We start from the raw sequence: 12,921 nt of genomic DNA, 5'->3' as shown, positions 1-12,921 counted from the left end.
TCGAACCGTTCGCCACGTTCTCACCGCGTGGGAATCGGCGAAAGCGAGCGCCTACTCGTGAAGTGACCGGGGCGTCTGGAACGCCTACTCGAGGAGCGAACGGAGCGACCGAAATACCTACTCGAGGAGCGAACGGAGGCAATTCCCGCCCAGCAGGCCGAGCCCGACGACGCTCGCCAGGATCGCCACGAGCGGATTCAACAGTCCTGCAGCGGCGGCGGGGATCGTGAGCACGTTGTACGAGAAGGCGAGGCGCTCGTTTTGCTCGACCCGTTTGCTGGCAGCCGCGGCCAGTTCGAACGCCGTCTCGATGGACGCGAGGTCGTCTTCGACGATCGCCAGGTCGGAGGCGTCCGAAGCCAGGTCGGTGCCGCTCCCCAGCGAAATCCCGAGGTCCGCCTCGGCCAGCGCGGGCGCGTCGTTCGTCCCGTCGCCGACCATCGCGACCCGCCCACGCTCCCGGAGGTGGCGAACCGTCGCAACCTTCCCCTCGGGCGGGACGCCCGCGAACGCGTGGGAGACCGCCGGGTGGGCCTCGAAGGCGTCCGTGGCCTCCGGGTCGTCGCCGGTCAACACGACCACGTCCATGCCGCGTGTCTCGAGCGCCGAGAGCGTCTCCTCCCAGGCGGGGCGGGGCTCGTCGCCGACGACGATCACGCCCTCGGCGACGCCGTCTCGACCGACGACGACGGGGAGGCGCCCGAAGCCGCGCGCCTCGCTCGCGCGGGCTTCGACGTCCTCACCCAGTGTCCACCCCCGGTCGGCGAACGCGTCGGGATGGCCGACGAGCACACGACCGTCGCCGACGGTTCCCTCGACGGCGTTTCCGTGGCTCTCGAAGTCTGATACCCGGTTCGGGGTAGCGTGTTCGCCCGTCGCACCGCCATCGGGGCGAGTGGCGGTGTCGTCGCGATCGCTACCGCTCGAGTCGGACCCACCCACGGCGTAGGCTCGAGCGATGGCGTCCGCAGCGGGATGGGACGCCCGCTGTTCGAGCACTCCCGCCGCTTTCAGCAAGTCGTCGGGTGCCTCGGTCTCCAGGACGGTCATCTCGCCGCGGGTGAGTGTGCCGGTCTTGTCGAAGACGATCGTGTCGATCGCCCGGAGTCGCTCGAAGACGGTCTCGTCGAAGACGACGACGCCGCGTTCCATCGCCGCCTCGATGGTCGTCGCGATCGACAGGGGCGTCGCCACACCGAGTAGCCAGGGGGTGCCGACCAGGACGACCGTCAGCGACCACAGGGTCGCCTCGCCTGGACCGCGTCCGAAGACGAGCGCGACGATGCCGGCGGCGATTGCGGTGCCGACGAGCGGTCGAACGAGTCGGCCGGCCAGGTCGTCGACCCGCCGCTGGGTTCCGTGGACGGCGGTCTGGAGGTCCCAGACCGTTTCGGTGAGGCGCTCGAGGCTGCTCGATCCACGATCGTCGACCTCGATTACGGCGGCGTCGGCGGTCACGATCGAGCCGCCGACGACCTCGTCGCCCGCGTCTTTGGCGATGGGAACGGATTCGCCGGTCACGATCGCTTCGTCGACCGTGCAGGTCCCCTCCGCGAGGACGCCGTCGATCGGGATGCGCTCGCCCTGCTTGACGAGGACGGTGTCTCCGGCCTCGAGGTCGGCCACGTCGACGTCGGTGACCGATCCGTCCGCCTCGTACCGGCGGGCGCTGTCGACCTGGGAGATCGTGAGTTCGGTCAGGCGGTCCATCGCGCGCTGTTTGACTATCGACTCGTAGAGGATCGCGCCCATGACGGCGGAGGCGACGACGAGCACGAGGTCGAAGTAGACGTTCGGACTGGTCACGAAGACCGCGACGGAGCTGTAGAGGTAGGCGCCGACGATGGTCATCGCCGCGAGCAGATCCGTGTTCGGGCGTCGAAGCTTGAGGCTGACGTAGGCGCCCCGGAGCAGTGGCATCCCGGTGACGTAGAGGACAATTCCCGTCAGGACGAAGTAGACCCGCATGAACATGATACCGCCGTCGGTGAAGATCGTCTGGAACGACGAGAGCGGGCCGATCGGCGCCATGTCCGCCATGTAGGAGGGGTAGAGCATCACGATATAGGGCAAGAGCAGGAACGACCCGAAGACGACCCCCAGGACGTACCGGACCTGGCGCATGTCGTCGGTCCGTCGCTTGCGAACACCGCTCATCTCGCGCGAGCGGCGGCTCTTCCCGGTCTGGTCCGCCTGAGTCTGTGATCCAGCGTCGTCCCGGAGGTACGCCGTGTACCCCGTGATGCTCAGGGCGTCCTGGAGGTCCGCCGGCGCGACGGTCGCGGGGTCGTGATCGACGCGAACCGACTCGGTGACGTAACTCGCCTCGGCCTCGAGGACGCCGTCCAGGTCGGTCGCGACGGACTCGAGGTAGGCCTCGCAGGTGGCGGTGTGCATGCCGTCGACCCGGAGATGGGTGCGTATCGGTGGGCGGTCGTCCTGTTCGTCGCTTTCGGCTCCGGCCGTGGGTTCGGATTCAGTTTCGGCTCCGGCCGTGGCTTCGGATTCAGTTTCGGATTCGGTTTTGGCCCCGGATTCAGTTTTGGGCCCGGATTCGGTTTCGGTTTCGGTTTCAGCTTCGACTTCGGCTCCGGCTGTGGCTTCGACGTCCGAGGCAGTCTCCTTCTCGCCTGCAGTTTCGACACCGTCGGCATCGTCCGAGTTACCGCCGTTCTCGACGTTGGAGCCTACGTCTTCCAGGAGGCCCTCTGGCTCACCGTCAGGGTCTCCCGTCTCGACAGCTACCGCCTCGAAGTGTTCACCGTGCGCGCCACTCGAGGGATCTGCGGGACCCGATTCCACCGCGAGATCCGCCGACGGATCCGGCTCGAGTGTCTCCCAGACGCGCCGACACCCTGGCGAGCAGAACGTCGCGTCGTCCTCGAGCGTCGCCTTCTTTTCGGGCGTCGACGAGTCCTCGACCTCTCGGCCACACAGCGAGCAGATGGTTGTCGCTGGCGACCGGTCGTCCTCAGCCACTACAGACCACCGGGTGGTCGGCGATCCACCCCTGTTCGCGGGTCCGTGTGAGTCGCTCGACGGGACTGCATCGGCTGCCCGATCTCGAGACCATTGCCGACCGTAGGGACGCGAGCGGTTAAACGAGTTCGAAATCGAACCCCGAGAGAGCGACCTCGAAACGCTGAAGGCGCCCCCACACCGAAATGCGCCAATGGATCGACCGTCGGGTCAGGGACGAGTCGACGCGAGCGGGCGGGCGACGGCCTCCGCGACGGGAGCGGGCCGCCGACTGGTGAGTCGGAGCCGTACCATCGGCGACGTCTCGTTCGGGAACGCCCTCGAGCACGCCCAGGGAACGCGATTGCAGTGGGCGACGGCCGACGGCCTCGAACTGGTCGGCTGGGGCGAGACCGCCCGGTTGAGCGCGAGCGGATCGGATCGGTTCGACGAGATTCGGGCGCAGGCGACGACGGCGTTCGACGGGGTCGACCACGACGGTCCGGCTGTTGCCCGTCCTCGGGCGTTCGGCGGATTCGCCTTCCACGACGGCCACGAGCCGCGCGACCCCTGGATGGGGTTCGCCGCGGCGACGTTCGTCGTTCCGTCGGTGGTTCTCGCGCGAACCGACGAGGGAACGTGGCTCACCGCGGTCGACACGAGCGACGACGACGCGACGACGGCACTCGAGTCCTGGTACGACCGGCTTTCGGACGGGCCTGCGATGCGCTCGAGCGGGACGGGCCCCGGAATCGACGACACCCGGCGAACGACGACGCGCGAGCAGTGGACCGCGGGCGTCGAAACGGCCCTCGAGCGCATCGCGGACGGCGTCCTCGAGAAGGTCGTCCTCGCCCAGGCCCTCGATGTCGACCTCGAAGGCCCCCTCGACGTGCCGGCCTGTCTCGAACGCCTGCGCCGACGATACCCGAACTGCTATCGTTTTCTCTTCCAGGACGGCGAGAGTGGCACGTTCTTCGGAGCCCCGCCCGAGCGCCTGGTGGGAAAGTCCGGCACTGACGTCCGGACGGAGGCGCTCGCAGGGTCGGCCCCTCGAGGCGATACCAGGGAGGCCGACGAGGAACTGGCCAACCGACTCCTCGACAGCGAGAAGATCCGGCGCGAACACGGAATCGTCGTCGACACGATTCGCAACCAGCTCGAGGCGCTCGCGGCTGACATTCGGGTCGACGAGCGACGAGTCAAACGGCTGGCCACGATTCAACACTGCTGGACGCCCATCGAGGCGACGCTCGAGGGGGGCCACCACGTACTCGACGTCGTCGAGGCCCTGCACCCGACGCCAGCGGTGGGCGGCATCCCCCCCGGAGCCGCCTGGGAGACGATCCGCGACGTCGAGACGTTCGACCGGGGGTGGTACGCGGCACCGATCGGCTGGTTCGACGCCGTCGGCGACGGCGAGTTCGCCGTCGGCATCCGCTCGGGGGTCGCCCGCGAGGACGCGGTGACGCTGTTCGCCGGAAACGGCATCGTCGCCGACAGCGACCCCGACGACGAGTGGGACGAGGTCGTGCTCAAGTACCGACCGATCCTGGACGAACTCCGCGAGTGATTTCATGACGACACCGAACCGCGCGACACTCTGGGGTCGCACGCTCGTCGACGAACTTGCTGCCGGGGGCCTCGAGGCCGTCTGTCTCGCCCCCGGCAGTCGGTCGACGCCGCTGACGGTGGCGTTCGCCGAACACCCCGAGATCGAGACGTACTCTCTCCTGGACGAGCGCTCGGCGGCGTTTTTCGCCCTCGGACGCGCGCGACGAACCGGCGAGCCCACGGCGCTCGTCTGCACATCGGGAACGGCGGCGGCGAACTTCCACCCGGCGGTGATCGAGGCGAGTCAGGCCCGGGTTCCGCTGCTCGTCCTGACCGCCGACCGGCCGCCCGAACTACGCGACAGCGGGGCGAATCAGACGGTCGACCAGGTGAAGCTCTACGACGACGCCGTTCGCTGGTACGCCGAACTCCCGGTTCCCGAACCCGACGAGCGCGCACTTCGAAGCCTGCGGACGACCGCCGCTCGAGCGCTCACCCAAACGACGGGCACGCCGGCCGGCCCAGTTCACCTGAACTGCCCGTTCCGCAAGCCCCTCGAGCCGACGCGAGTGCCGGACGCGGTGCCAACGGGGCTCGAGGACACGCTGGCCGGACGGGGACGCGACGGACCGTTCGTTCGGGTGTCGGCGGGGGAGACGACGTCGCCGGCGGACTCACGAACACCCGAACGGATCGCTAGAGCACTCGAGAACGCCGCCCGGCCGCTGATCGTCGCGGGGCCGGCGGACCCGCCGGTCAGAGAACCCGCAACGAGCGCCGTCCTCGACCTCGCGACTGCCGTTGGTGTGCCGATCTTCGCGGACCCGCTGTCGACGCTGCGGTTCGGGTCGCACCTCGGGGCAGCGGTGGAGGGCGAACCAGTCGTCTACGGCGGCTACGACACCTACGTCGACGCCGTCCCGGATCCCGACGTCGTCGTTCGATTCGGCGCCTCTCCCACGTCGAAATCCCTCCAACACGCGCTGCGGGACGCCGACTGCCGGCAGTTCCTGGTCGACCCCGCGGGCGAGTGGCGCGAGGCGACGTTTACTGCGACCGATCTCGTCGTTTCGGAGCCCGCACCCCTCTTCGAGGCCGTCTCGAGCGAACTCGAGGACGAGACGACCTGCGCAGGAGCCGATAGCGACTGGCTCGAGACGCTCGCGGCCGCCGAGGCTCGACACTGGGCGGTTTCGACGTCAGGTCGAGCCGACCTCGAGTCTGCTCCCTTCGAGGGGGCGATCCTCGCAACGGTGTTCGAAAACGCGCCCGATCCATCGACCGTCTTCGTCTCGAACAGCATGCCGATCCGGGACGCCGACCGCTTCGGCGAGCCTCGAGACGCCAACCTCACCGTCCTCGCGAACCGGGGGGCCAGCGGGATCGACGGTATCGTGAGCACCGCACTCGGGGCCGGAAGCGCAACCGACGACCCGCTGGTGCTCGTCACGGGCGATCTTGCGCTCTACCACGACGCCAATGGCCTGCTTGCGCTCGAGCGCTGCGGCGTCGACGCGACGATCGTCCTGCTCGACAACGACGGCGGCGGCATCTTCCACAAGCTACCCATCGAGTCGTTCGATCCCCCCTTCACGGAGCAGTTCCGGACGCCTCACGGCCTCGAGTTCGACCCACTCGGCGAACTGTACGGGTTCGACGTCCGCCACGTCGACCCCGCCGAGTTCGAGGACGCCTACCGCGAGTCACTCTCGATGCCCGGCACGCAACTGCTCTCGGTGTCGTTCGACGCCGAAGCGAGCCACCGTCAGCGGGACGTGCTCGAAGAGCGCGTCCTGGAGAGGGTTCACGACCTCGGTTTCGAGGAAGGCGGTAACTCGGGGTCGAGTGATTGAGTACGGCGATCGGTCGAGTGCGGCAATCTGTCGAGCGTGGTGATCTGTCGAGCGTGGTGATCTGTCGAGCGTGGTGATCTGTCGGGGGTGGAGAGGGCGGAGGGAACGGCGGGAGACGAGAACCTATTTCACGACCTCGAACCCACGTCGAACCATGGTTTCGGAAACGTTCGATCCCGCCCGGTGGGAGCCGGTCGATGGGTTCGACTTCCGCGATATCACGTATCACCGCTCGCTCGAGTCGGGGACCGTCCGCATCGCGTTCGACCGTCCCGAAGTGCGCAACGCCTTCCGGCCGGGAACCGTCGACGAACTGTACGACGCCCTGGATCACGCCAAACGACAGACCGACGTCGGGTGCGTCCTGCTGACCGGGAACGGCCCCTCGCCCAAAGACGGCGGCTGGGCCTTCTGTTCGGGCGGCGACCAGTCAATTCGCGGCGACGCTGGCTACGAGTACGAGGGCGATGAAACGCGCGCGTCCGAACAGGGTCGACTGCACATCCTCGAGGTCCAGCGCCTGATCCGCCACATTCCGAAAATTGTCGTCTGCGTCGTTCCCGGATGGGCGGTCGGCGGCGGCCACTCCCTGCACGTGGTCTGTGACCTCACGCTCGCGAGTGAGGAGCACGCGAAGTTCCTCCAGACCGATCCCGACGTGGGGAGCTACGACGCCGGCTTCGGCTCCGCGTACCTTGCCCGACAGATCGGCCAGAAGAAGGCCCGCGAGGTGTTCTTCCTCGGGAAGACGTACTCCGCCGAGGAAGCCGCGGAGATGGGGATGGTGAACGAGGCCGTTCCTCACGAGGACCTCGAGGAGACCGCACTCGAGTGGGCCGCAGAGATCAACGCCAAGAGCCCGAACGCGATGCGGATGCTCAAGTACGCGTTCAACATGGCCGACGACGGCTTCGTGGGCCAGCAGGTGTTCGCCGGCGAAGCGACGAGGCTGGGCTACATGACCGACGAGGCAAAGGAGGGGCGGGACGCCTTCAACGAGGGACGAGAGCCCGACTTCTCGGAGTACCCGTGGCACTACTAACAGTACCCGTGGCACTACTAACAGTACCCGTGGCACTACTAACAGTACCCGTGGCACTACTAGCCCGAAAGCGACGATGATCGACTCGAGCGCAACGGATCCGGGCGGGTGGCGCACGTACCTCGTCACCCAGGAGTCCGTCTCGGCCGGGAGATCGACCCTCGAGATCGTCGGCGCGGCACTCGAGGGCGGCGTGGACGTGATTCAGCTCAGGGAGAAGAGTGTGAGTGCCCGCCGTCGGTACGAACTCGGGCTCGAACTCCGCGAACTAACCGCGGCCGCGGGCGTTCCCCTGATCGTCAACGATCGAATCGACCTCGCGCTGGCGATCGAGGCCGACGGCGTCCACGTCGGGCAGTCCGACCTCCCCGTGGCGGTCGCTCGTGACGTTCTGGGGCCCGATGCGATCGTTGGCTGCTCGGCCTCGACGGTCGCCGACGCGAAGCGGGCGGAAGCCGACGGCGCGGACTACCTCGGCGTCGGCTCCGTCTACGCCACGTCCTCGAAGAACGTCGACCCCGACGAATCTGGCGTCGGGCCGGCGCGAATCGCCGCCGTCGTCGACGCCGTCTCGATCCCCGTGGTCGGCATCGGCGGGATCACCACTGAGAACGCGAGTCCCGTCGTCGAGGCCGGTGCGGCCGGCGTCGCAGTGATCAGCGAAATCACGGCCGCCGACGATCCGAAAGCGGCGAGCGAGCGACTGGCGGCGGCGGTTCGGCGCTGACGAGACCGTAGGCCGCCACTGTCGAGACCGCGGGCCGTCACTGACAGCCACCGAAAGCCGCCACCGCGGCCGCAATGCCAACGTTAACACTCTTTCGAGTGGCACGTTCGAACAATGAGTACGGCAGAGGTGTCTCGAACGAAGGCCTGGGTGATGGCCGCTCGTCCCCAGACGCTGCCGGCGGCCGCCGCGCCAGTGCTCGTGGGAACGGGTCTCGCCGTTTCCGAGGGCGTGTTCGCGGCGCTCCCCGCGCTGATGGCCTTCGTCGGGGCCGCGTTGATCCAGATCGGAACGAACTTCGCCAACGACTACTACGACGCCGTGAAGGGCGCCGACACGGACGATCGAGAGGGATTCACCCGGGTCACCCAGTCGGGGCTGATCGACGCCGGTCAGGTCAAATTCGCGACGCTCGTCACCTTCGCCGCGGCCATCCTCTCGGGCGTCTACCTCGTCTACGTCGGCGGCGTCCCAATCCTCGTCATCGGCCTGGTGAGCGTCTTCTGTGGCTGGGCCTACACCGGCGGCCCCTACCCCCTCGGCTATCACGGCCTCGGGGACCTCTTCGTCTTCGTCTTCTTCGGCGTCGTCGCCGTCGTCGGCACCTTCTACGTCCAGGCGGCCGCCCACATCGAGCCCCTGATCACGACGATTCCGGCGGGAACGATGCCACCCGAGGCGTTCGTGGCGAGCATCCCCGTGGCCGGCCTCTCGACGGCGATTCTCGTCGTCAACAACGTCCGCGACCGCGAGACCGACGCCGAGACGGGCAAGCGCACGTTGGCCGTGCGACTGGGCTATCGGTTCAGTCGCCTCGAGTTCGCAGCACTCGTTTCCCTCGCCTACGTCGTCCCGCTCTGGTTCTGGATCGGCTGGGGGTTCTCCGCCTCCGCGCTCCTGCCGCTGCTCACCGCCCCGTACGCGCTCGCGGTCACCCGCACTGTCTGGACCAGAACCGACGGCGAGGCGCTGAATCCGGCTCTCGAGCAGACCGGGAAACTCCTGGCGGGCCACGCACTCCTGTTCGCGGTCGGCATCGCCCTCGAGGCCGGGCCCGCGGTCGGAACCGGGGTGGGGCTCTGATGGGGCTCGACCTCCAGTTTCGCCCCTTCGAACTCGAACTCGAGCAGCCCTTCGAGTCGGGCGACGCGACGATCACGACCCGCGAGGGGTTCCTGATCCGCGCCGAGTTCCAGGGAGTCGTCGGCATCGGCGAGGCGACCCCGCTTCCGGGCTGGACCGAATCCCTCGAGGACTGCGAACGGGCGCTCCAGGAAGCCGTCGACGCCGCCGACGACGGGTCGGGCGCCGTCCTGGACGCGGTCGAGGACACGGCGGCGGCCAGACACGGCGTCTCCCTGGCGATTTCTGATTGCTACGCGACCCGCGGGGCCCGGCCGCTCTACCAGTACCTGGGCGACGGGTCCCGAGTCGCCAGGGTCCCGGTCAATTCGACCGTCGGCGACGACGACGCGGACGCGACCGCGGCGGCCGCACGCGACGCCGTCGACCGCGGATTTCGGTCGTGCAAGCTCAAGGTGGGCCGGCGCTCGGTCGACGAGGACGTGACGCGCGTCGAGCGCGTCCGGGAGGCCGTCGGTGACGACGTCGAGGTGCGAGTCGACGCGAACGGGTCGTGGACGTTCGACGAGGCCGTCGAGGCCATCCGCGGACTCGACGAGGCGGGGGTTTCGATCGTCGAACAGCCGCTGCCGGCCGGAGCCCTCGAGGGGCACGCCGACCTCCGCGGGCGCGGTCCGAAGATCGCCCTGGACGAGGGCTTGCTCGAACACGGCGTCGACGCGATTTGCGAAGCGAGCGCCGCCGACGTGTTGATCCTGAAGCCGATGGCCCTCGGCGGGCTGGACGTCGCTCGGGAGGTCGTCACCTGGACCGGCGAACTCGGCCTCGAGAGCCTGGTGACGACGACCATCGACGGCGTCGTGGCGCGGACGGCGGCGGTTCACCTCGCAGCCTCGATGCCCGACGTCCCGCCCTGTGGCCTGGCGACGGGCGAGTTGCTGAAGACGGACCTCGGTCGCGACCCCGTGCTCTTCGAGAAGGGGGCCGCCGTCGTCCCGCAGGCGAAGGGGCTCGGCATCGACGACGTGTGGGGGGCGACGTGACGGGGGCAATCGGACCGACGGGACTCGAGTGGGCGACCGACGACCTCCTCGCGCGGCGAGCGGCGACGACGCCCGAGCGAACGGGGCTGATCGACGCCGACGAGGGCCGTCGATACAGCTACGGGGTCCTCGATCGAGCCGTGGACGTCCTCCTGGAGCGGCTGCCAGGCGAGCCGGGTGATCGGCTCGGCGTCGTCCTGACGACCCGGCCCGCGTTCGTGACGCTGCTTTTCGCGGCGATGCGCGGTCAGCGAACGCTCGTCCTCCTGAACGTCCGTGAGACGGCCGAGGAGTTGCGGTCGAAGGCGGATCGAGCGGACGTCTCCGTCCTGCTCTGCGAGGACGACACCGAGGGCCTGGCACGCGAAATCGGCGACGGATCGGTTCCGATCTACACGGTCGATGGCACGCAGGGTGGGAACTCGAGTCCGCTCGCGTCGCTTGCGTCACTCGTTTCGCTCGAGCCAAACGCGGATCGAGACCCGTCACTCGAGTCGAGCACAGAAGGGGCCCCGACACCCGAATCGGAATCGGACACGGAAGGCGAGACGAATCGAACCCCCGAACTGGCCGACACCGGTAGGCATAGCGGCGGGAAGGAACTCCTCGTCGCCTTCACCTCGGGCACGACCGGCGAACCCAAAGGCGTCCGCCTCACCGCCGAGAACCTCGTCTCGAGCGCTACGGCGTCGGCGTTCAGGCTCGGCGTCGATCCCGACGACCGCTGGCTCTGCTGTCTCCCCATGTACCACGTCGGGGGGCTGGCGCCGGTCTTTCGGTCGGCGCTGTACGGGACGGCGGTCGTCCTCCAGCGCGAGTTCGACCCGGACACGACCGCGCGAACGATGGAATCGCACGACGTGACCGGTGTCTCGCTCGTCCCGACGATGCTCTCGCGGTTGCTCGAGGCGGGCTGGCGGCCGCCGGCGAGTCTCCGTTTCGTCCTGCTCGGCGGCGCTCCCGCGAGCCCCAATCTGATCGACCGCTGTGGGCAACGCGGCGTCCCTGCGTGCCCAACCTACGGCATGACCGAGACGGCCTCCCAGATTGCGACGGCGACGCCCGAAGAGGCGATCGCCCACGAGGGCACCGTCGGACGACCGCTCGTCTGCACGGAGGTGGCGATTCTCGACGACGACGGTGATCCCGTCGAGACGGGCGAGACGGGTGAAATCGTCGTCTCCGGCCCGACCGTCACGCCGGGCTACCTCGAACCCGAGCGAACGCGGGCCGCTTTCGACGAGCGCGGCCTCCGCACGGGCGACCGTGGCCGGCGTGACCAGGACGGTCGCCTCTGGATTCTCGATCGGCAGAGCGACCGGATCGTCACCGGCGGCGAGAACGTCGATCCCACGGCAGTCGCGGCCGTCCTCGAGGATCATCCCGCGGTGTCGGCCGCCGCTGTCGTCGGCCTGTCCGACGAGGAGTGGGGCGAGCGCGTCGGTGCGCTGGTCGTCGCCTCGAGCAGGGAGGAGATCGATCCGCACGAGGTCAGAGCGTACTGCCGCGACCGCCTGGCCGGGTTCAAGTGTCCGAAGACGATCGGGATCGCGTCGTCGCTCCCGCGAACGCACTCCGGAACCGTCGACCGTGAGCAGGTCCGCGCGCGGCTCGAGGAGGCGGGCGTCGACGTCTCGGGCGATCGGTGAAGCGCCGAGCGGTCGGTGAGGTGCCAAACGGTCGGTGAAGCGCCGACCGGTCAGTGAAGTGTCGAGCGGTCGGTGAGGTCTGCTAAAACGCTAAGGGCGTCGCCCCCGTCCTTTCCAACGTGTGCACCCTGACGCTCGCCTGGCAGGTGTTCGAGGAAGCGCCGGTCGTCGTCGCCGCCAACCGCGACGAGGGTCTCGAACGACCCAGCGAATCCCCGGACCTGTACGTGACCGATCCCCTCGTCGTCGCCCCGCGTGACGCCGAGGCCGGCGGCACCTGGATCGGGTTCAACGACCACAACCTGTTCGTGGGAATCACGAACCGATGGACCGACGCCGACCTCGCGGGCGAGCGCTCTCGCGGCCGCCTCGTCGCCGACGTGCTCTCACGACCGTCCGCACTCGAGGCCCGGACGTTCGTAGCGGAGGCCGTCGATGCCGTGGAGTTCGAGGGATTCAGTCTCGTGGTAGCCGACCGCGACGACGCCTTCGTCCTGGAGTGGGACGGCAGGCTGCGGACGACGACGCTCGAACCGGGCGTGCACGTCGTCGTCAACGTCGGATTCGACGAGACGTTCGAGATTCCACACGGGCGAGCGGACGCTGCGACAGCCCAGGCCGAGAACGCCCGCCGCGTGCAGCGGGACCTCTCCGCCGCGGCGGTCGACCTGGCATCCGACGCAGCGGAGGCGCCCTCGACCGACGGTGTCCGGTCTTCGGACGTAGGCTCGACCCGCACGCCGGCGCTCGAGTGGCTGGAGCAGGCCCGAACGGTCCTCGGCGATCACGAGTACGGGGTCTGCGTCCACGGAGACGGGTACGGTACGCGGTCGTCGTCGCTGATCGTCCTCGGGGACCGGCGAGGGTACGCGTTCGCCGACGGCCCGCCGTGTCGAACGCCGTATCGGGACGTCGAGGTCGACGCCGGGGGTCGCCTGGAGCGCCCACTCGAGCCACTAGTCGAGAACTGGACCGACCGCGAAGGGCACATTTAAGCGGCTTGCGACCGGTG

The 12,921-nt window shown here is 68.7% G+C and carries 9 protein-coding genes; 8 read left to right on the top strand and 1 reads right to left on the bottom strand.

Going from position 1 to position 12,921, the window contains the following annotated elements:
* Positions 1–117: 117 nt before the first annotated feature.
* On the bottom strand, positions 118–2,979 hold the full coding sequence (locus NGM15_RS06140; RefSeq protein WP_253436646.1) for a heavy metal translocating P-type ATPase: 2,862 nt from the start codon (positions 2,977–2,979) through the stop codon (positions 118–120).
* Between the two features lie 193 nt (positions 2,980–3,172).
* On the opposite strand from NGM15_RS06140, the gene NGM15_RS06135 reads away from it, so the two are divergent.
* From NGM15_RS06135 to NGM15_RS06100, 8 genes are all read left to right on the top strand, one after another.
* Entirely contained in the window at positions 3,173–4,531 is a 1,359-nt protein-coding gene (locus NGM15_RS06135; protein WP_253436643.1) for an isochorismate synthase, read from the top strand.
* 4 nt (positions 4,532–4,535) lie between these two features.
* On the top strand, positions 4,536–6,365 hold the full coding sequence (gene menD / locus NGM15_RS06130; RefSeq protein WP_253436640.1) for a 2-succinyl-5-enolpyruvyl-6-hydroxy-3-cyclohexene-1-carboxylic-acid synthase: 1,830 nt from the start codon (positions 4,536–4,538) through the stop codon (positions 6,363–6,365).
* Positions 6,366–6,519: 154 nt separating this feature from the next.
* Entirely contained in the window at positions 6,520–7,407 is an 888-nt protein-coding gene (locus NGM15_RS06125) for a 1,4-dihydroxy-2-naphthoyl-CoA synthase (protein ID WP_253436637.1), read from the top strand.
* 76 nt (positions 7,408–7,483) lie between these two features.
* On the top strand, positions 7,484–8,134 hold the full coding sequence (thiE, locus tag NGM15_RS06120; protein WP_253436634.1) for a thiamine phosphate synthase: 651 nt from the start codon (positions 7,484–7,486) through the stop codon (positions 8,132–8,134).
* A 114-nt stretch (positions 8,135–8,248) separates the two neighbouring features.
* Positions 8,249–9,217: a 1,4-dihydroxy-2-naphthoate polyprenyltransferase gene (locus NGM15_RS06115; protein WP_253436631.1), complete on the top strand. Its 969-nt coding sequence runs from the start codon at positions 8,249–8,251 to the stop codon at positions 9,215–9,217.
* Positions 9,217–10,260, top strand: coding sequence for a mandelate racemase/muconate lactonizing enzyme family protein (locus NGM15_RS06110; protein ID WP_253436628.1), 1,044 nt, complete (start codon positions 9,217–9,219; stop codon positions 10,258–10,260). Before NGM15_RS06115 ends, NGM15_RS06110 begins: the two co-directional genes overlap by 1 nt.
* Positions 10,245–11,909: a class I adenylate-forming enzyme family protein gene (locus NGM15_RS06105; protein WP_253436626.1), complete on the top strand. Its 1,665-nt coding sequence runs from the start codon at positions 10,245–10,247 to the stop codon at positions 11,907–11,909. Before NGM15_RS06110 ends, NGM15_RS06105 begins: the two co-directional genes overlap by 16 nt.
* Before the next feature lie 119 nt (positions 11,910–12,028).
* Positions 12,029–12,904: an NRDE family protein gene (locus tag NGM15_RS06100; protein ID WP_253436623.1), complete on the top strand. Its 876-nt coding sequence runs from the start codon at positions 12,029–12,031 to the stop codon at positions 12,902–12,904.
* Positions 12,905–12,921 lie beyond the last annotated feature (17 nt).

Source organism: Natronosalvus halobius, from assembly GCF_024138145.1.
Classification (GTDB): domain Archaea; phylum Halobacteriota; class Halobacteria; order Halobacteriales; family Natrialbaceae; genus Natronosalvus; species Natronosalvus halobius.
Note: the sequence above shows the minus strand (reverse complement) of the source record. Positions and strands in the feature narration are given on the sequence as shown.